We start from the raw sequence: 18344 nt of genomic DNA on the forward strand, positions 1-18344 counted from the left end.
GGACTGTTTCAATGACGACGATTTTCGACGCGCCGGAGGAGTTTGCCTCGACCGCTCTTGCCGGGTTTGCCAGTATCTATAACCGCTATGTTCGTCACGTGCGTGGCGGCGTTGTTCGTTCCACAAAGGTCCCTCAAGGCAAAGTCGCTGTGGTTGTCGGAGGCGGCTCGGGTCATTACCCTGCATTTGCCGGATATGTCGGGCCAGGCCTCGCGGATGCAGCCGTTGCTGGTGACGTATTTGCTTCGCCTTCCACGGCGGCAGTGGCGCGTGTCTGTCGGCAGGCGCATAAGGGCGGTGGTATTCTCTTGGGCTTTGGCAATTACGCCGGGGATGTGCTCAATTTTGGCGTTGCTGCTGAACGACTGCGTGCCGAAGGTATCGACGTCCGCATCGTGCCTGTAACCGACGATGTGGCCAGCGCTCCGGCGGATATGCACGAGAAGCGGCGAGGCATTGCTGGTGATCTGGTCGTGTTCAAGATTGCTGGTGCTGCTGCTGAGGCCGGTCTGTCACTGGACGAAGTCGAACGGCTGTCACGTCATGCGAACGCCAACACCGTGTCTTTTGGCGTTGCCTTCAAAGGCTGCACCTTGCCTGGCGCTCCGCATCCGCTCTTTACCGTACCGGAAGGCCAGATGGCGCTTGGTCTCGGCATTCATGGCGAGCCGGGGATCAAGGAAGAGGCGATCTTGCCTGCCTCTGGTCTGGCAAGCCTGCTGGTGGAGAAGCTTCTGGCGGAGCGTCCCAAAGGAACGAAGAAAGTTGGTGTTATCCTGAACGGCCTTGGTGCTACCAAGTACGAAGAGCTGTTTGTCCTGTGGACAGCGATTGCGTCGTTGCTGGAAAAAGCTGGTCTTGACGTTGTAGCTCCGGAAGCTGGTGAGTTTGTTACCAGTCTCGACATGCAAGGCTGTTCGCTGACCCTTCTTTGGCTCGATGACGAACTCGAGCGCTATTGGACGGCAGCTTGCGATACTCCGGTTCTGCGTCGCGGCGAAGCGATCACAGTCGAGCCCGCATACGATGTCATTGCCAACGAGGATGTGGCGCCCGATTTTGCTCAGGCGGATGAGGCCGGGCGTGCCGGTGCCGTTTGCATGCAGGGTATTTTGCACGCCGTCGCTGATGTGCTGGTCGAGGCCGAAGAGGAATTGGGTCGTATCGATGCCTTCGCAGGTGATGGCGATCATGGGCAAGGCATGCGACGTGGCTCTACGGCTGCAAAAGATGCAGCTGACCGGGCCGTCAAGGCCGGGGCGGGGGCCGCAAGCGTATTGGCTGTTGCAGGTGACGCCTGGGCGGACCGGGCCGGAGGAACATCGGGAGCGCTATGGGGACTTCTGCTGCGCTCATGGAGCGCGGAGCTTTCGGACAATGGCAACATTGATGATGGTGCGGTCGTTCGCGGTGGCAGGCGCGCGCTTGATTCAGTGACAACCCTTGGTCGGGCGAAGCCCGGCGACAAGACATTGGTGGATGCGTTTGTTCCTTTTGTTGAAACGCTTGAAAGCGAATTTGCTTCTGGCAAGACGCTGGCCGATGCTTGGAATAAAGCGGCAGAGACTGCAAAGGTCGCAGCCGACGCGACGGCACCACTTGCTCCGAAACTCGGTCGGGCGAGACCATTGGCGGAAAAGAGCATCGGTCATCCCGATGCGGGAGCCATTTCGCTGGCGCTGGTCGCGGAAACCATCGGCAAGAAGCTTAAGAACTGATAGCCGATCAGGGAAACTGGCTTGAAGCCAGTCCCTGACCGGCAAAAGGTAATTATTTCATTAGCAATTAGGCCGGGAGGATTTGATAGAAATTATCAAGTTTTCCTGGCTTCGAGTGAGCTACCAGCATGACCAGTTTTTCCTGGTCGAAAACGCGAAACCAATCTTCCCATTCCACGACTTCAAGTCCGCCTGCATCCAAGGGCCGTTCGACATCGGCAACGAATTCCGGCTCGAAAACAATTCGCAATACCGGCGCTGCATCGGGATCTATGGATGTGCTGACAAATGCGGGGTTTCCGTTGCGAGCAGCCACCCAGTCCCGAATGGCTTCATGCGTATCAAGGGTGATAGTTTCACTCATCGGGGGTATTCCTCCGGTTGCTGTCATTTAAGGACATCTTTGGCTCGGTTGGCAGGTGAGCCAAATGGAAGCTTTGTTATTTGCCATAGTAATCAAATAGGCCCGTCGGGGTTTCTGAAAAGGCGCTGCTCCATTCACTTTCTTCGTGAATCTGCAATTGGGGTAAAATCTTTCAATACATCCTGTTGACGACGGCTTTGCGTTCATTCATGTCGTAAACCGACTATCTGCTGTTACAGCCTGGAAATCCCCAAAATGACTGAACGTCTCTCACTCGCACGCGACCGCATCAATGTTCTTCTACTGGAAGGCATCAATCAAACAGCCGTCGATTACTTCAAAGCTTCCGGTTACACCAATGTCACGCATCTGCCGAAGGCGCTGGATAAAGCCGATCTGATTGAAGCGATTTCGTCAGCGCATATCGTCGGCATTCGTTCGCGGACGCAACTGACTGAAGAGATTTTCGCTGCGGCTAACCGTCTGATCGCAGTCGGTTGCTTCTCGGTTGGGACTAATCAGGTTGAGCTGAAAGCTGCACGCAAGCGCGGTATTCCGGTCTTCAATGCACCATTTTCGAATACCCGTTCGGTAGCAGAACTGGTGATTGGCGAAATCATCATGCTGATGCGCCGGATTTTCCCACGCTCCGTCTCCGCACATGCAGGCGGTTGGGACAAGACGGCAACCGGCAGCCGTGAAGTGCGTGGCAAGACGCTTGGTATCATCGGTTATGGCAATATCGGTTCGCAAGTCGGTAATCTGGCTGAAAGCCTCGGCATGACCGTGCGTTATTTCGATACGTCCGACAAGCTGCAATATGGCAATGTCAAACCAGCTGCGAGCCTCGACGAACTGCTGAAGATTTCAGACGTTGTCAGCCTGCACGTGCCGTCGAATAAATCGACTTCGAAGCTGATTACCGAAGCGAAACTGCGCAAGATGAAGAAGGGAGCCTTTCTCATCAACAATGCACGCGGTACGGTTGTTGATCTGGAAGCTCTGGCAAAGGTTCTGCAGGAAGGTCACCTCGCAGGCGCTGCCATTGACGTGTTCCCGGTTGAACCAGCCTCGAACAATGACAGGTTCGTTTCTCCGATTCAGGGTCTGGAGAACGTCATTCTCACGCCTCACATCGGCGGATCGACGGAAGAAGCGCAGGAACGTATCGGTTTGGAAGTCACCCGAAAACTGGTCGAATATTCCGATGTCGGCTCCACGCTGGGCGCTGTCAACTTCCCGCAAGTCCAGCTGCCGCCACGTCCCACGGGCACGCGCTTCATGCATGTGCATGAAAATCGCCCCGGCATTCTCAACAGCCTCGTCAATGTTTTCTCGACGCATAACATCAACATCGCCAGCCAGTTTCTGCAGACCGATGGCGAAGTGGGTTATCTTGTGATGGAAGCTGATGGCGTCGGTGAGGCCAGCGAAACGGTATTGCAGGCCATTCGCGAAATTCCCGGCACTATCCGCGCCCGTCTACTTTATTGAGTGCATTTCGCAGCGCCAACTATCTCGGGCGCTGCGATTTCTCATAGCGCTTGATGAGGCGGTCTCGGCGCAATCGCGAAAGGCGCTGAATCCAGAAAATACCGTCAAGCTGGTCGATTTCGTGCTGATGGCAAACGGCGAGCAGGCCTTCCGATTTCTCGGTTTGCTCGTTGCCATTGAGATCCTGATATCGAATTGTGATGCGGGCATGGCGCTCGACCTCATCGACAACACCCGGCATCGAGACGCTGCCTTCCTGATGATGGATTTTTTCTTCTGAAGCCCAGACGATTTCCGGATTTACATAAAATTTTGGGCCTGGTTCGGTCGGTAATTCTAAAACCACCAAACGTGTTGATATGCCGATATGCGGTGCGGTTATACCGATGCCCGGTGCTGCGCGCATTGTATCGAGAAGATCGGTGCCTAGCTCCTGCAAAGCGCCGTCGAACAGGGTGACTGGCTCGGCTGCAACGCGAAGCCGTTTATCCGGATAGTTTACAATCGGGCGAACAGTCATCAGGCCTCACATTTTGCGTGCAGATATACCTGGTATCCGCACGCGATCTTTTGGCCGATTTTCACCACGACTTGCAAACATTATCGCAAGTGGCCTTCACATTCCTCGCGCAATTACAAGACGCTGCACGTCGCTGGTGCCTTCGTAAATCTGGCAGACGCGAACATCGCGATAAATACGCTCAACTGGATAATCAGCCAGATAACCGTAACCGCCATGAATCTGGATCGCGGCAGAGCTGACCTGTTCAGCCATTTCAGAGGCAACAAGTTTGGCCATTGATGCTTCAGTCAGGCACGGTTTGCCTGCCTCCCGCAGCGCAGCTGCATGGAGAACCATCTGACGGGCTGTCTCAATCTTCGTTGCCATGTCGGCAAGCCTGAAAGCGACGGCCTGATGCTCGATAATTGGCTTGCCGAATGAGATGCGCTCTTTGGCGTAAGCACATGCAGCTTCGAATGCTGCGCGGGCCATGCCGACTGATTGAGCAGCAATGCCGATGCGCCCGCCCTCCAGATTGGCAAGCGCGATTTTGTAGCCCTGGCCCTCATCGCCTAGTCGGTTTTCTACTGGAATGCGCATATCGGTGAAAGCGAGCGCACAGGTATCCGATGAATGCTGGCCGAGCTTGTGTTCCACGGAAACAACTTCGTAGCCCGGAGTATCGGTCGGCACAATGAACGCCGAAATGCCTTTTTTGCCTGCCGATGGATCGGTAACAGCGAACACGATCACCACGCTGCCATTCTTGCCCGACGTGATGAACTGCTTGGAACCGTCGATCACGTAATGATCGCCGTCGCGGCGTGCGCGGGTTTTGAGCGCAGACGCATCCGAACCGGCCTGTGGTTCGGTCAATGCGAACCCGCCAATCCATTCACCGGAAGCCATCTTGGGCAGGAAACGCTGTTTCTGCTCTTCGGTACCGAAACGCAGGATCGGAACGCAGCCGACAGACGAGTGGACCGAAACAATGGTCGAACATGCCCCATCGCCTGCAGCAATTTCTTCCAGCGCCAGAGCGTAAGCAACCGCTCCCAGATCGGAACCGCCCCATTCTTCCGGTACCAGCATTCCCATAAAGCCAAGCTCGCCCATTTCGGCAAGCTCTGCGCCCGGGAAAGAATGCTCTCTGTCGCGTGCGGCAGCACCCGGCGCGAGCCGTTCCTGTGCGAACTGCCGGGCGGCTTCGCGAATCTGCTCCTGCGTATCGTTCAAGAGCATCAGACGATCCTCTCAATGCCGACGGCAGTTGCTTCGCCACCGCCCAGACAGATGCCAGCAACGCCGCGCTTCAGACCATGGGTTTCGAGGGCTGAAAGCAGGGTGACAAGAATACGCGCGCCGGACGCGCCGATAGGATGGCCAAGGGCGCAGGCGCCACCATGAATATTGACCTTATCATGCGGCAGATCGAGATCACGCATCGCCGCCATGGTTACGACCGCAAAAGCCTCATTGATCTCAAAGAGATCGACATCTTTCAGGTTCCAGCCGATTTTCGCCGAAAGTTTGCTTATCGCGCCGATGGGCGCGGTCGGGTAGAGGTTCGGTTTGTCGGCATGGGTCGCATGGCCGACCAGAACCGCACGCGGGGTGAGGCCGCGTTTTTCCGCTTCGGAAGCACGCATGAGAACGAGGGCTGCTGCACCGTCCGAAATCGAGGAGGAGTTGGCAGCCGTCACGGTGCCGCCGTCACGAAAAGCCGGGCGAAGGGTCGGAATTTTGTCCAGTTTCGCCTTACCGGGCTGCTCATCGATGGAAATGTCAACTTCGCTACGTCCGGCCTTCACGGTAACGGGCGTAATTTCGGCGGCGAAAAGACCATTCTTGATGGCATTCTGGGCGCGTGTCAGCGAGGCAATGGCGAACTCATCCTGAGCTTCCCGCGTGAACTGATAAGCTTCCGCGCAGTCTTCGGCAAAGGTGCCCATGAGGCGGCCTTTGTCGTAGGCGTCTTCGAGACCATCGATGAACATATGATCGATAATCTGTCCGTGCCCCATACGATAGCCGCCACGTGCCTTAGGCAGCAGATAGGGGGAGTTTGTCATGCTCTCCATGCCGCCGGAAACAATGACATCGGCAGAACCCGCCAGCAGCAGATCATGCGCCAGCATGGTTGCCTTCATGCCCGAACCGCACATCTTGTTGACCGTCGTTGCGCCAGTGGAAACAGGTATCCCGGCCTTGATCGAAGCCTGACGCGCCGGAGCCTGTCCCTGACCAGCAGGCAGGACGCAGCCCATATAGACATCCTCTACCGCTTCCGGCGCAAGGCCAGCGCCTGCAAGTGCGCCGCGAATGGCGGCAGCACCGAGATCTGTGGCTTGAGCATTGGCGAAATCGCCTTGAAAGCCGCCCATAGGAGTACGGGAAGCACCGACAATGACAATAGAATCGCTGTTGGACATGATTGTTCCTCGTTGGTTCTTTCTGTACGCAGTTCCGGACGGAAAACCGGTTTCCACTTTTCCTGGAATTGCTTTATTTCGCTGCCATGCGAAGTGCGCCATCCAAACGGATGACTTCACCGTTGAGCATCTGGTTTTCCACGATGTGGCGGGCAAGAGCCGCATATTCGTCCGGTCGACCGAGGCGGGGCGGGAATGGCACGGAAGCGCCGAGGGCATCCTGCACTTCCTGCGGCATACCAGCCATCATAGGTGTGGCGAATATTCCGGGCGCGATGGTCATGACGCGGATGCCGTGACGCGCAAGTTCGCGGGCCACTGGTAATGTCATGGCAGCAACGCCGCCCTTGGAAGCTGAATAGGCCGCTTGGCCGATCTGGCCGTCGAAGGCTGCAACGGACGCCGTATTGATGATGACGCCTCGTTCTCCACCCTCGCTGGGCTCGTTCTTTGCCATGGCTTCGGCAGCGAGGCGCAGCATATTGAATGTGCCAATGAGATTGATCGAAATTGCGCGCGCGAAGCTTTCCAGCCTATGCGCGCCATCACGTCCAAGAACCTTTTCACCCGGTGCCACACCGGCACAGTTGACGAGTGCGTCGACGCGCCCGAAAGCCTCCAGGGCAGCGGCGATGGAAGCCCTGCCGTCCGCATCGCTGGTGACGTCGGTGCGATGAAATTTTGCCATCGCGCCAAGTGCCTTGGCCTGTGCTTCACCGGCTTCAGCATTCACATCGAGAAGCATGACTTTCCCACCTGCATCAACGGCCATTTTAGCAACCGCAGCACCGAGGCCAGAGCTTGCACCGGTAATAAGGAATACCCGATCTTTAATCTGCATATGCTTGTCCTCAGGCCTTCGTCTGTTGCTGTTTGTCGATTTCCGCCTTGCGAAGGAGGAAACGCTGGATTTTTCCACTTGGCGTCTTGGGAAGTTCGCTCAGGAAGTCAATTTCACGCGGGTAGGAATGGGCGGAGAGCCGCTTCTTCACGTGCAGTGCCAGCTCATCCTTCAGTTCCTGCGTACCTTCGAAACCGGACGCAAGGATAACGAATGCCTTCACAATTTCCGTTCGCTGCGGGTCCGGTACGCCGACAACCGCCGCTTCGTTGACGGCTGCGTGCTCAAGAAGGGCACTTTCGACGTCGAATGGTCCGATGCGATAACCAGATGATGTTACAACGTCGTCAGCGCGACCAATGAAGCTGATCGAACCATCCGGCTCGAACTCCACGGTGTCTCCGGTGCGATAGTAACCGCCCGCAATGGCTGGAGTTTCCTGCTTGTAATAGCCGGAAAACCAGAGAAGCGGCGATTGTGCTATATCGACAGCGAGAATACCGGGCTGGTTAGGGCCAAGTTCATTGCTCTCTTCATCCAGAACCGCGACACGATAGCCGGGCATTGCATAACCAGCCGAACCATGCCGAACGGAATGTTCAAGGCCGTGATGATTATTCACGACCATGCCGAGTTCGGTCTGGCCGTAGTGATCGTAGATTGGTGTACCAAGATATGCGTCGAACCAGCGAATGACTTCCGGATTAAGCGGCTCTCCGGCACTGGAGACTACACGCAGGCGACCCTTGATACGTTTCGCAGCTTCCGGTCCCTCAGCCATCAGCAGACGGAAAGCAGTCGGCGAACCGGCGAGGCTGGTGACACCAAGGCGTTCGATGATGTCGTAGGTGCTTTCAGCGGTGAAACCACCTTCGTAAAGCGTAGTTGCCATGCCAAGCTGCAACGGACCTGTAACGGCGTAATAAAGACCATAAGCCCAGCCTGGATCGGCAATATTCCAGAAAATGTCGTCAGAACGCAGACCGATGGCTTCGCGCATATAGGCGCCGAATGCCATCAGCGCATAAAGCGGAACCGGTACGCCTTTCGGTAGACCCGCCGTGCCGGAGGTCGACATCATCATGAACAGATCGCTACTTTTGCGAAGTACAGGCGCGCAATCGACCGAAGCGGAAGCCGTTACAGCACGAAAATTGATGTCATCAGCTGGCAGGTCTTCGCCGGGTGTCAGCACGATTGCTACTTTGGGGCAGGCTTCAATTTCAGCGAGCTTGGAGCGGTTGGCTGTGTTGGTAACCACCAGTTTTGCACCACTGGTTTTCAGGCGATGTTCGATTGCTTTCGGGCCAAAGGCGGTGAAAAGCGGCTGATAAATAGCGCCGATACGCCATGCGCCGAGAATGGTTGCAATGAGTTCCGGCGTGCGAGGCAACAGGCCTGCGACTACGTCGCCAGCACCGACACCTGCATCTTTCAGTACATTGCCGACGCGAGCGGCCATATCCCGCAGGTTCTCGAAAGTGAATTCGGAAAGTTCGCCATTGGTTGCAATTGCGCGGAGGGCTACGCGATTATCGCCAGTGTGCCGGTCGCAGCATTCAACACAGGCATTGATGCCGGTTTCAGGATTGCCGTGAAGCTTTGCAATGGCATCTTCGATGCGAAATTGCGCAACGGCATCATCATAACGCGCCAGCCGCGCTGAAACGGACGTTTCAGTCATCCAGTATAACCTCCCTGACCGCCACCTCCTCGTGGCCAACCACACTTGAAGGTTAACGCGTCATGCATTGCAAACAATGACATTAGATGCATTAATGTGTGATCGATTTTGCAATATGGAGAAGCCATGGAACGCCATAATATTGCACCGGGCTTTGTCGAGGATGCGCTCGAAAGTGTGCGTATCCGGGGGATAGATACGGCTCCTCTGATGGCGAAGATTGGCCTGCCTAGAGCAGTGACGGAGCCCGTCACCAATATAGAATATGGTCGTTTGTGGTGGCTGATCGCTGAAACGATTGACGACGAATTCTTCGGACTTGCGGCAAGGCCGATGCGCCCGGGCAGCTTTAATCTGCTTTGTCATGCTGTGCTGCACGCGGGTACGCTGGAACGCGCTTTGCGACGGGCCTTGCAATTTCTCAACGTGGTGCTGGACGATCCGCAAGGCGAATTGCGTATCCGCGATGGGATGGCCCATGTCGTTCTGACCGATGCCGGACCTCCGAGACCGGCCTTCGCCTATCGTGCCTATTGGCTAATCCTGATGGGGGTGGTCTGTTGGTTGATCGGGCGGCGTATTCCGTTGCGCACACTCGACTTTGCTTGTCCAGCGCCGGTCCATCGTCAGGATTATCACAAGTTCTTCGGAGCGCCGGTTCTCTTCGACCAACCAGTGACGCGGCTTGTTTTTTCTTCATCCTATCTATCGCTGCCGATCATCCGCAGCGATGTGGCGCTGGAGAGTTTTTTACGCGAGGCTCCGGCCAATATTCTGATCCGCTATCGTCATGATAATGATCTTTCCGCGAGAGTACGCGCACAACTGAATGCTTTGCCAATCACAGACTGGCCATCTTTTGAAGGGCTGGCGAAGGGGCTTGGCATGTCCGGGCCGACCTTGCGGCGCAGGCTGCGCGGGGAGGGGCAGAATTTCGGGAGTATCAAGGACGAGTTACGTTTCGTGTTAGCCGAAAGGCTTTTGCAGGAAAACAAGCTAAGTGTAGCGGAGGTGGCTGCCGAACTTGGCTACAGTGAGCCGAGCGCCTTCTATCGCGCATTTCATAAATGGATGGGGCAAAGCCCAGGGCAGTTTCGGACTGTACAGCAAGAGGAATAAAAGATGCCGGGCCTAAGCCCGGCATCTTGTCGCTTGGGAGGCGATGTCAGTCTTCCTTGATCATGCTGTCCTTGCTCGTATCCCGCATACGCAGATAAACGATCAGGGAAATGCCGATCATGATGGTGACGTACCAGTAGAAGCCACGTTCCCATCCGCCATTCTTGAAGCTCAATGCAACATACTCGGCAGTACCACCGAAGAGAGTGTTGGCTAGTGCGTAGGGCAGCGCTACGCCGAGTGCACGGATATGCGCCGGGAAAAGCTCCGCCTTCACTACAGCATTAATGGAGGTGTAGCCGGTGACGATGATGAGCGCGCCCATGACCAGTAGACCGGCCGTGATCGGATCGCGGGTCTGTTCCAGCGTCGTGAAGATCGGATAGGTGAAAAGAACACCTGCGGCACCGAAAGCGATCATCAATGGCTTGCGGCCGATCTTGTCCGACAAAGCACCAGCGATTGGCTGCAGGCACATGAAGACGAACAGCGTCACCGCGTTGATCTGACTTGCCACTTCGCGGCTGAAGCCAGACGTGTTTACAAGAAACTTCTGCATGTAGATCGAGTACGCGTAGAATGCGAGCGTACCGCCAGCAGTCAGAAGCATGACGAGAGCGGTTTCCTTCGGATGATGCTTTATAAGCGTCCAGAAGCCGGATTTCGGAGCGTTCTTAGCCTTCGCATTCTTGAAGCTCTCGGTTTCTGCAAGGCCGCGACGCAGCCAGAATACGACTACTGCAAGCAAGGCGCCGATGAAGAACGGAATACGCCAGCCCCAGGATTCCAGCGCAGGGGTTTCCATGGTCGACTGAAGCACGATCAGAAGCAGAATTGCGAGAAGCTGCCCAGAAATGAGCGTGACATACTGGAACGAGGAGAAGAAGCCGCGACGGTCTTTGCCTGCCATTTCCGACAGATAGGTGGCGCTGGCACCATATTCACCGCCAACCGACAGGCCTTGCATCAAACGTGCGAGTACGAGAAGGGCCGGGGCTGCAAGGCCGATGGTTTGGTAATCCGGCGTCAGTGCGATGATGAGCGAACCTGCACACATCAGCGTCACGGACAGCGCAAGGCCTGCCTTGCGACCCTTGCGGTCGGCATAAACCCCCATGATCCATGCGCCGATGGGGCGCATGATAAAGCCCACGGCAAAGACTGCGGCGGCACTCATAAGCTGCGCGGTCTGGCTTTCGGACGGGAAGAAGTGCGGTGCAAAGTAAAGCGCAAATGCTGCGTAAACGTACCAGTCGAACCATTCGACCAGATTGCCGGTCGAGCCACCGATAATGGATTTCAGGCGGCTATTGGTGCTTTGCACTTCACTCCGTTCGTTAGTGATTGAGACCATGGGTTGCTCCTTCAAATCTCTCGATTTTTGAATTTCACCCCTTGTTGTGGCACCGGATCGGCGAAACGGTTTCGGGGTGTTTTTCCGTTGCCTTCAACGCGTCTCTCTGCACTTCCGTTTGGATGAGTGAGAAAAGGCCTGTTTGGCGCTGGTGAATAATCTCAGTCCGTGCTCCGCTTCAGCTTCGAGCACGCAATATCAGTGATCCGGTCGATGAGAGCGGTCCCGGAATTGGGTGCGATGCAGGGGGCTATATTGATGTGGTTCACGGGTAAACTCCTCTCTTCGAAACTCCCTTTTTCGAAGTGGCGCTAACATGCGGTAGTGCAACATTGATCGCCAGAGAGCTGGGTTAAAAAGATTAAAATATTGAAATAAAAAGATTTTCTGTAGATTTCGACATACTCCCGTGCCGGTATTGTGCAAGATTCTGCGTGACTCTTTGCGTGATTTTGCATAAATCAGCACAAATGAAGGCGCCGTCGAAGATTGCAAAACTCCTGTTGGTTGCCCTCGCTTCCTTGCTGGCAATCGGTGTGTGGTTTTCCGCCCGGCTGTGGGCCGAAAGCGGGGCGTTGGATGGTCTCCGTCAGGATGCGACGTTGATAGCGCGTCAGCAAACCCGCCTCATCGACAGCGAACTGGCAAAGTTCCGGTTATTGCCAGTGGTGTTGAAGGAATATAGCGATCTGCGCGATGTGCTCGCGGGTGGTTCGAAGGACGCGACCGCTCGTTTGAACCAAAAGCTTGAACTTCTTGCACATCAGATCGGTTCGCCAATCATCTATGTGATCGCTCGTGATGGTACGGTTATCGCGTCATCTAATGCCAATACGCCGGAGAGCTTTGTCGGACGCAATTACGATTTCCGGCCTTACTTCAAGGGCGCGATGGCGGCAGGTTCGGCAGAGTATTATGCCATAGGTGATTTGAGTGGTCGCTTCGGCCTTTTTCTGGCGCGGCGCATCGGTGATCAGACTGACCCGGTCGGTGTGGTCGTGATCAAGTTTGAATTCCACAGGCTGGTGCAAACCTGGGCAAACGACCCCGGCCAGACCTTCGTCGTTGATCCTCGAGGGATCATACTGGCCTCCACCGATAAGGCCGAAGACCTTCGCTCCTTTCAGCCAATATCAACTACAGAACGCTCCAAGATTATCGAGAGCGGGCAGTTCAATGCGGCGGATATGAAACCGAGCAATTATCGCTTTGCGCCGGACGCGATGATGATCGAGCCTTCCGGGCAATATTCAGTTGCTGTCGATGAGCCGATTGCCGAAACCTCTCTGAAACTGGTTCATATCGAACCTACGGGGCGAGCCTTGCGCGCTGCCAACGACCTTGCGCGGCTGATTACGGTGGCGGCCATGCTAGTCTTCGTCGTGGTTGCAGGTGCCGCCTACTGGCGAGTGAGCCGCGCAGCGCGTGCGGCAGCCTATCGTGCCGAGCTTGAGGCTGCAGTTAAAGAGCGCACGGCAGCATTGAGCGCAGAAATGGCGGAGCGGGAACTGGCTGACAAACGCTTTCGCGATGCGCGGGAAGAGCTTGCCCAGGCGAACAGGCTCGCCTCCCTCGGATCTATTACCGCAGGGCTGGTGCATGAAATTAACCAACCCGTCGCGACTATTCGGACACTCGCCGAAAACGCACAGCATCATCTTGCAAACGGCAAGCTTGATAAGGTCGCCAGTAACCTGGATACATCCGTGGAACTGACGGCGCGAATAGGCTCTATCACACAGGAAATGCGCCGGTTTGCGCGCCGTCGCAGCGGTGTCATTCGCTCGCTGCCGCTAAATGAACTGGTGGATGGCACGATGTTGCTGATGGGAGACCGTTTCCGCAATGCCAAGGTTCAACTGGATATACCGGAGCGTTCTGACGTAATGATACTTGCCTGCCGCGTTAGATCGGAGCAGGTGCTGGTGAATTTGCTGCAGAACGCATTGGATGCGGTCGTGAACAGCGAGAATCCCCGTGTTTCGTTCAACGTCCGCGATGAGGGTGACCAGATTTCTCTTGTCGTGGACGATAACGGACCTGGCATTGATCCCCAATTGGCCGATGAGATTTTCAGCCCATTCGTGACGGGAAAGGCGGACGGTCTCGGTCTGGGTCTCGGCATCGCAAGAGACCTCATGGCAGAACTGGAAGGAACGTTGTGTGTCGTTCCATCGCAGCTTGGCGGTGCAGCTTTTGCGGCAACTTTGAAGAGGGCAAAGTGCAATGGAAATTGAGCCTTTGCGGGTGATGCTGGTCGATGACGATGCAGCATTTCGTACGGCCTTGGCCGATTCATTCGAGATCGCAGGTCTCGATATTGAAGCCCATGGTGATGGTCAGTCCGCTTTGAGCAGTTTGACGCCCGATTATCCCGGCATTGTTGTGACCGATATCCGCATGCCGCGGGTCGATGGACATGCGGTGATGGAAGCATTGTTGGCGCGTGATCCGGAGTTGCCGGTTATTTTGATGACCGGACATGGTGATATCGGAATGGCTGTCGCTTCTCTCAAAAAGGGAGCGTTTGACTTCATAGCCAAACCATTCGCGGCCGATCACCTGATATCGAGCGTGCGTCGTGCACTGGAAATGCGTCGGCTGGTACTGGAAAATCGCCGTCTTCGTCGTGCTGCGGCAGATGCCGAGCAGGATTATCCTCTACTTGGTGAAACTCCGGTGATGGTACGGCTGCGTGACACGATCCGCCAGCTTGCCAGTGTCGATGTCGATGTGTTGATAGAAGGCGAAACCGGGACCGGAAAAGAATTGGTGGCTCGCCTCCTGCACCGCTGGAGCGCACGTCATGCCCGCAGTTTTGTTGCCATTGATTGTGCCGCCTTGCCGGATGCTATCGCTGACGAGGTTCTTTTCGGCAGTCGCATTCAACGTGGAAGAATAGCTGACGCGGATCGCGGTACATTATTTCTCGATGAAATTGACAGCATGTCGCCGTCCGTTCAGGGCAAGCTGCTACGTGTTGTTGAAGAGCGTGAGTTACCTTCACCTACTGGAGAGCCCCGTGCGGTCAATCTAAGGATCATTGCGGCTGCGAAAGGCAATCTGGAGGAAGCTGTGGCAAGCGGCCGCTTTCGTTCCGATTTGTTTTATCGCCTTGAAACCGTCAGGTTACGTGTTCCGCCTCTGCGCGAGCGGCGACAGGATATAGGTCTACTTTTCTCCTATTTCCTTGATGAAGCAGCAGCCCAATTCGGCCAAACGCGACCTGCAATCGACGCTGTAATGGAAGCGCGACTGAATTCCGACGAATGGTCGGGAAATGTCCGCGAATTGCGCAATTATGCAAAGCAAATGGTATTGGGCCTACGTCACGACCAGATCACAGAGACAAGCCCGTTTTCTCTGTCGGAACAGATGGATCGTTTTGAAGACGGTGTCATTCGCGCAACGCTGGATCGTTGCAACGGGGATGTTGGAGCGGCCTCGGCGTTGTTGCAATTGCCGCGCCGAAGCCTCTACGCCCGCCTGCAAAAGCTTGCTATTGATGCATCGGCCTTCAGGAAGCGCGATTAGTGTTTTCATTCCAGGTCCGGTCTGATAGCGATGCCAGCCAGTTCGCTGATATTGACGCCATTTTTTTGCCGGAAGGCGGCTTGGCAATGAGGATGTAATGGCATTCCCCTTTGATAAAACGCATATCCGTTCGCTGTCGGTCTTCGCCGGTATGGATGATGCGAGTTTTGACCAGTTTCTTGGACAGGCTACACAGCGCGTTGTGTCCAAAGGTACTGCTGTCTTCAATCAAGGTGACGATGCGCGCCATTTCTTTGTGTTGTTGAGCGGACGATTGAAAGTTATGCAAGTCACCGTCGACGGGCAGCAGATTATAGTGCGGGTGGTCAATCCCGGAGAACTTTTCGGTTTTGCGGTGGCGCTTGGACGCAAGGACTATCCGGGTACGCCTCTGGCTGCTGTCGATAGCGCAGTACTTGCCTGGCCGATGGAGATGATGACTGATTTCATGGCGCGCAGTCCCGCACTTGCGGTCAATACGATGCAGATGATCGGGCGCAGGTTGGATGCCGCACACAATCGCATCAGAGAGATATCAACACAGGAAGTCGAACCGCGTGTGGCACATGCGGTGCTGAGACTTGTCCGTGAAGCAGGGGTAAAAGAAAGCGGCGGTGTACGTATCGATTTTCCGGTTTCAAGGCAGGATATCGCTGAATTGACCGGGACAACCCTGCATACAGTTTCGCGCATCATTAGCCAGTGGCAGGCGAAAGGCTGGGTGGAAGGTGGCAGACAGTCATTACTTGTTCGCGACCTTCGGCATTTGAAATCGATTGCCGATGGCGAAAGCTAGAAAACATATAATGAAAGTATGAATTGCGTTATCTAGTTTGCAGCGGCTGAACGTTGACGGCTGATCCAAGCCGCGCCGATACTACCGTGCAAAAAACCATTCGAGAGCGGTACGTCCGGATAAACCTTTCGCAAGCGCGCGATCCCTTCGTCTGGACTGATAAATCGGTTTAACACCTCTTCATGGATGCAGGCAACTTCCACCATATCGCAATCCTGCGGTGACAGTCTGAAACGCCTGATTCCCGCTTCTTGCAGGTCAGGCAGGTCCTCAATCAGCGACTGACAGGTATGGGAGAGTGTCTGTACACCGTTCAGTGCCAGGAAGGGTTGGCTATCCAGGGTTTTGACCGGCAGTCCGTCGGGTTCTTCGCCGCATACAAATCGGCAATTATCTTTTATGTGACCCTTGGATCGCGCATGCGCACAACGAGCTGAAATGGCGAGCGGTACTCGTCCGAACGTGAATACTTCAAACGCAATCTCAGGCGCGGCTTTGACGATCTCCCGGATTGAACTGATTGGTAACTCTGGCGGCAGGCAGATAGACTGTGCACCACGGGCCGCAAGAACCTTGGCGGTCGCAGCATTATAAACATTGACCAGTGGACCGACTATATGCGGCACACCGGATAAGAGCCCCAATGCGGACAGATCGTTTGCCTCCACTGGTAGCGCCGCTTCCTTGATCGTTTGACGGACCTGTTTTGCTTCCCGTTCAAGCATGACGAGTGCCAAGGAGCCGAGGCTTACTGTCTTTCCCGCGCGTTGCAGCCGCTCGATTACAGCCTCTATATACGGTGTGAGGAAATGGAACCGTTTGGAGCAGACGATTTCACCGACCGTGACACGGTCGATTGGGGCTTCATCGGCGATACGGAAATAAAAATCCCGCCATTTCGGACCGTCCCACAGGAAGAGAACAGGACCGAGGCTGAGGCTAGGTGCTAACATATCTATCTCCAGCGTTTGTCGTAAGCGCCCGAAGTCGTCTGCTGGCCTTCGCTCAGCAGACGGAGGCGGGACAAAAGGGTTGCACGGCTTTCTGGGCTTGCGACAAGTGTCTGACGAAGTGTCGAGACGACTTCACCAACATAAGCCTTACCACGTTGGCGACCCTCAATCTTGAGCGCCGACACACCGGCCGCTCGTAACTCGTCGATATGGTTCATGACATCGAGCGAAACAGGATCTTCGAATGCATAACCTTGATCGTCTGCGATATTGAAGCGGCCTTTGCAGAGTGTTGGATAGCCGGTAGGTTCGCCCAAAGGAAAACGATTGATCGTATAATCACCAAGTTCGGAAACGAGTTGCTCTCCGTCTTGACGATAACGCACATGACTTGCCGGTGAACAGACACCGTTCATGTTGGGTGATCTGCCGGTAGCGTAGGAAGACAGGGAGCATCGCCCTTCCGCCATCACACATAGTCCGCCGAATACGAATACTTCCATTTCGCAGCCGATCTTGCGGCCGAGTTTCGCAATATCGGCAATGGTCAGAACGCGTGGCAACACGACTCGCTTTGCCTTGAACGCATCGACGAGAAACTGGATTGCATCTGCATTGGAGGCGGAAGCTTGTACGGACACGTGGAGCCGCTGTGTTGGATGCTTCTCGGTGGTATAGGCCATCAGCCCGAAATCGGCGAGGATGACCGCGTCTGCACCAAGAGCGGATGCATCGTCTACGGCTTGGTACCAGATGTGCTCATCGCCTGCGCGCATGAACGTGTTGATGGCCACGAAAACCTGCGTTTTGTGAGCATGGGCAAACCGGATAGCATCGCGTAATTCGTCGCGGCTGAAGTTGAGGCCTGGAAAGTTGCGCGCGTTCGTTTCGTCGCGAAAGCCGCAATAGACGGCATCCGCTCCTGCACCCACTGCTTCACGCAAAGCCGATGGCGTACCTGCAGGACAAATCAGTTCCATCCGGTGGCTTCCTTTCCGAGCGCTTTGCTGCGTACGTAATTTGCTATGCCGCGAACCATCGGGGCAAATGGTCCCGCACTTGTGCCAAGATCGGATGGAAGGTCTATGTTGCAGTCATCCAACGCATTGCGAAGCGCCAGCATGGCTTCCATGTCGCCTGTCACGGTAATATCCCGGGAGAAGAACAGCGCATCTCCGTCAAGCTTACCTTCGAGAAGCGCTAGCAGCATAACCAGTGGCCCCTCGATGCCTGCGTCGATTTCCGTCGCTTCGTCTTCACGCACGATTGTGATGCGCGGCTTATCCGGCTCGATCACAAAAGCGAATGGTATGTCGGACGGGCGAAAACGGAACCGCTTTGTCGCGTAGTCTCCGAGACGCTCGAAAAGACCCGGATGGGAGCGCATTACCTGAAAGAAAATGCGCGAGACAAAAGGGGCGATCAGAAAAGGCGGAACAAGCCGGGCTGGAACAGCCACAGCTGGAGGTATCTTCATCATCACTTAGCTCCAGTGAGCTTTACAAGGTGAATTCAGAATTAGGCGATTCAATACGAGGACAGTTTGATTCAGA

16 protein-coding genes are annotated in these 18344 nt (G+C 55.3%); 6 read left to right on the plus strand and 10 right to left on the minus strand.

Annotation, left to right across the window (positions count from 1 at the left end):
* Positions 1-11 precede the first annotated feature (11 nt).
* The gene (locus tag MKS82_RS26560; RefSeq protein ID WP_240579477.1) at positions 12-1718 is read left to right on the plus strand and encodes a dihydroxyacetone kinase family protein; all 1707 of its coding nucleotides are present in this window, start codon (positions 12-14) and stop codon (positions 1716-1718) included.
* A 67-nt stretch (positions 1719-1785) separates the two neighbouring features.
* Here the strand turns inward: MKS82_RS26560 and MKS82_RS26565 are convergent, their stop codons facing one another.
* Positions 1786-2082: a hypothetical protein gene (locus MKS82_RS26565; protein WP_109986897.1), complete on the minus strand. Its 297-nt coding sequence runs from the start codon at positions 2080-2082 to the stop codon at positions 1786-1788.
* A gap of 255 nt (positions 2083-2337) precedes the next feature.
* Here MKS82_RS26565 and serA point away from each other — a divergent pair, with 255 nt between their 5' ends.
* A complete protein-coding gene (gene serA / locus MKS82_RS26570) occupies positions 2338-3576 on the plus strand; it encodes a phosphoglycerate dehydrogenase (RefSeq protein WP_109986898.1) in 1239 nt (412 codons plus the stop codon).
* 19 nt (positions 3577-3595) lie between these two features.
* On the opposite strand, the gene MKS82_RS26575 is transcribed toward serA, so the two are convergent.
* The 5 genes from MKS82_RS26575 to MKS82_RS26595 form a co-directional block, all read right to left on the minus strand.
* Complete coding sequence (locus MKS82_RS26575; RefSeq protein ID WP_109986899.1) at positions 3596-4096, minus strand: peptide deformylase; 501 nt, start codon at positions 4094-4096, stop codon at positions 3596-3598.
* Positions 4097-4192: 96 nt separating this feature from the next.
* Positions 4193-5320: an acyl-CoA dehydrogenase family protein gene (locus MKS82_RS26580; protein ID WP_109986900.1), complete on the minus strand. Its 1128-nt coding sequence runs from the start codon at positions 5318-5320 to the stop codon at positions 4193-4195.
* Positions 5320-6510 carry an acetyl-CoA C-acyltransferase gene (locus MKS82_RS26585; RefSeq protein WP_109986901.1) on the minus strand — a complete coding sequence of 397 codons (1191 nt, stop codon included), beginning with the start codon at positions 6508-6510 and terminating at the stop codon, positions 5320-5322. Before MKS82_RS26585 ends, MKS82_RS26580 begins: the two co-directional genes overlap by 1 nt.
* A gap of 73 nt (positions 6511-6583) precedes the next feature.
* Positions 6584-7351 (minus strand): 3-hydroxyacyl-CoA dehydrogenase, encoded by a 768-nt coding sequence (locus MKS82_RS26590; RefSeq protein ID WP_109986902.1) that lies wholly within the window; start codon positions 7349-7351, stop codon positions 6584-6586.
* 10 nt (positions 7352-7361) lie between these two features.
* Positions 7362-9035, minus strand: a complete 1674-nt coding sequence (locus MKS82_RS26595; RefSeq protein ID WP_109986903.1) for an acyl-CoA synthetase — start codon at positions 9033-9035, stop codon at positions 7362-7364.
* A 126-nt stretch (positions 9036-9161) separates the two neighbouring features.
* Between MKS82_RS26595 and MKS82_RS26600 the strand changes: the two genes are divergently transcribed.
* A complete protein-coding gene (locus MKS82_RS26600; RefSeq protein ID WP_109986904.1) occupies positions 9162-10154 on the plus strand; it encodes an AraC family transcriptional regulator in 993 nt (330 codons plus the stop codon).
* Between the two features lie 46 nt (positions 10155-10200).
* Here the strand turns inward: MKS82_RS26600 and MKS82_RS26605 are convergent, their stop codons facing one another.
* Positions 10201-11508 carry an MFS transporter gene (locus MKS82_RS26605; RefSeq protein WP_109986905.1) on the minus strand — a complete coding sequence of 436 codons (1308 nt, stop codon included), beginning with the start codon at positions 11506-11508 and terminating at the stop codon, positions 10201-10203.
* A gap of 470 nt (positions 11509-11978) precedes the next feature.
* Between MKS82_RS26605 and MKS82_RS26610 the strand changes: the two genes are divergently transcribed.
* The 3 genes from MKS82_RS26610 (at position 11979) to MKS82_RS26620 (ending at position 15838) form a co-directional block, all read left to right on the plus strand.
* On the plus strand, positions 11979-13745 hold the full coding sequence (locus MKS82_RS26610; protein WP_240579478.1) for an ATP-binding protein: 1767 nt from the start codon (positions 11979-11981) through the stop codon (positions 13743-13745).
* A complete protein-coding gene (locus MKS82_RS26615; protein WP_109986907.1) occupies positions 13735-15042 on the plus strand; it encodes a sigma-54-dependent transcriptional regulator in 1308 nt (435 codons plus the stop codon). Before MKS82_RS26610 ends, MKS82_RS26615 begins: the two co-directional genes overlap by 11 nt.
* A gap of 97 nt (positions 15043-15139) precedes the next feature.
* Complete coding sequence (locus tag MKS82_RS26620) at positions 15140-15838, plus strand: Crp/Fnr family transcriptional regulator (RefSeq protein WP_109986908.1); 699 nt, start codon at positions 15140-15142, stop codon at positions 15836-15838.
* A 32-nt stretch (positions 15839-15870) separates the two neighbouring features.
* Here the strand turns inward: MKS82_RS26620 and ubiV are convergent, their stop codons facing one another.
* The 3 genes from ubiV to ubiT are packed head-to-tail and all read right to left on the minus strand — an operon-like array spanning position 15871 to position 18271.
* Entirely contained in the window at positions 15871-16791 is a 921-nt protein-coding gene (gene ubiV / locus MKS82_RS26625) for a ubiquinone anaerobic biosynthesis protein UbiV (protein ID WP_109986909.1), read from the minus strand.
* A gap of 2 nt (positions 16792-16793) precedes the next feature.
* Positions 16794-17771 carry a ubiquinone anaerobic biosynthesis protein UbiU gene (gene ubiU / locus MKS82_RS26630; RefSeq protein ID WP_109986910.1) on the minus strand — a complete coding sequence of 326 codons (978 nt, stop codon included), beginning with the start codon at positions 17769-17771 and terminating at the stop codon, positions 16794-16796.
* Positions 17762-18271 (minus strand): ubiquinone anaerobic biosynthesis accessory factor UbiT, encoded by a 510-nt coding sequence (gene ubiT / locus MKS82_RS26635; RefSeq protein ID WP_109986911.1) that lies wholly within the window; start codon positions 18269-18271, stop codon positions 17762-17764. Before ubiT ends, ubiU begins: the two co-directional genes overlap by 10 nt.
* Positions 18272-18344: the final 73 nt, after the last annotated feature.

It is taken from the genome of Ochrobactrum sp. A-1 (genome assembly GCF_022488005.1).
In the GTDB taxonomy this organism is placed as follows: Bacteria; Pseudomonadota; Alphaproteobacteria; order Rhizobiales; family Rhizobiaceae; genus Brucella.

Excerpts from the sequence above, each read along its gene's own strand:
- MKS82_RS26605 (WP_109986905.1), bottom strand. The coding sequence starts at position 11,508 with ATGGTCTCAATCACTAACGAACGGAGTGAAGTGCAAAGCACCAATAGC.
- MKS82_RS26615 (WP_109986907.1), top strand. The coding sequence starts at position 13,735 with ATGGAAATTGAGCCTTTGCGGGTGATGCTGGTCGATGACGATGCAGCA.
- ubiT (WP_109986911.1), bottom strand. The coding sequence starts at position 18,271 with ATGATGAAGATACCTCCAGCTGTGGCTGTTCCAGCCCGGCTTGTTCCG.
- MKS82_RS26590 (WP_109986902.1), bottom strand. The coding sequence starts at position 7,351 with ATGCAGATTAAAGATCGGGTATTCCTTATTACCGGTGCAAGCTCTGGC.
- MKS82_RS26620 (WP_109986908.1), top strand. The coding sequence starts at position 15,140 with ATGGCATTCCCCTTTGATAAAACGCATATCCGTTCGCTGTCGGTCTTC.
- MKS82_RS26610 (WP_240579478.1), top strand. The coding sequence starts at position 11,979 with ATGAAGGCGCCGTCGAAGATTGCAAAACTCCTGTTGGTTGCCCTCGCT.
- MKS82_RS26600 (WP_109986904.1), top strand. The coding sequence starts at position 9,162 with ATGGAACGCCATAATATTGCACCGGGCTTTGTCGAGGATGCGCTCGAA.
- MKS82_RS26565 (WP_109986897.1), bottom strand. The coding sequence starts at position 2,082 with ATGAGTGAAACTATCACCCTTGATACGCATGAAGCCATTCGGGACTGG.
- MKS82_RS26595 (WP_109986903.1), bottom strand. The coding sequence starts at position 9,035 with ATGACTGAAACGTCCGTTTCAGCGCGGCTGGCGCGTTATGATGATGCC.
- ubiV (WP_109986909.1), bottom strand. The coding sequence starts at position 16,791 with ATGTTAGCACCTAGCCTCAGCCTCGGTCCTGTTCTCTTCCTGTGGGAC.
- ubiU (WP_109986910.1), bottom strand. The coding sequence starts at position 17,771 with ATGGAACTGATTTGTCCTGCAGGTACGCCATCGGCTTTGCGTGAAGCA.
- MKS82_RS26575 (WP_109986899.1), bottom strand. The coding sequence starts at position 4,096 with ATGACTGTTCGCCCGATTGTAAACTATCCGGATAAACGGCTTCGCGTT.
- MKS82_RS26580 (WP_109986900.1), bottom strand. The coding sequence starts at position 5,320 with ATGCTCTTGAACGATACGCAGGAGCAGATTCGCGAAGCCGCCCGGCAG.
- MKS82_RS26585 (WP_109986901.1), bottom strand. The coding sequence starts at position 6,510 with ATGTCCAACAGCGATTCTATTGTCATTGTCGGTGCTTCCCGTACTCCT.
- MKS82_RS26560 (WP_240579477.1), top strand. The coding sequence starts at position 12 with ATGACGACGATTTTCGACGCGCCGGAGGAGTTTGCCTCGACCGCTCTT.
- serA (WP_109986898.1), top strand. The coding sequence starts at position 2,338 with ATGACTGAACGTCTCTCACTCGCACGCGACCGCATCAATGTTCTTCTA.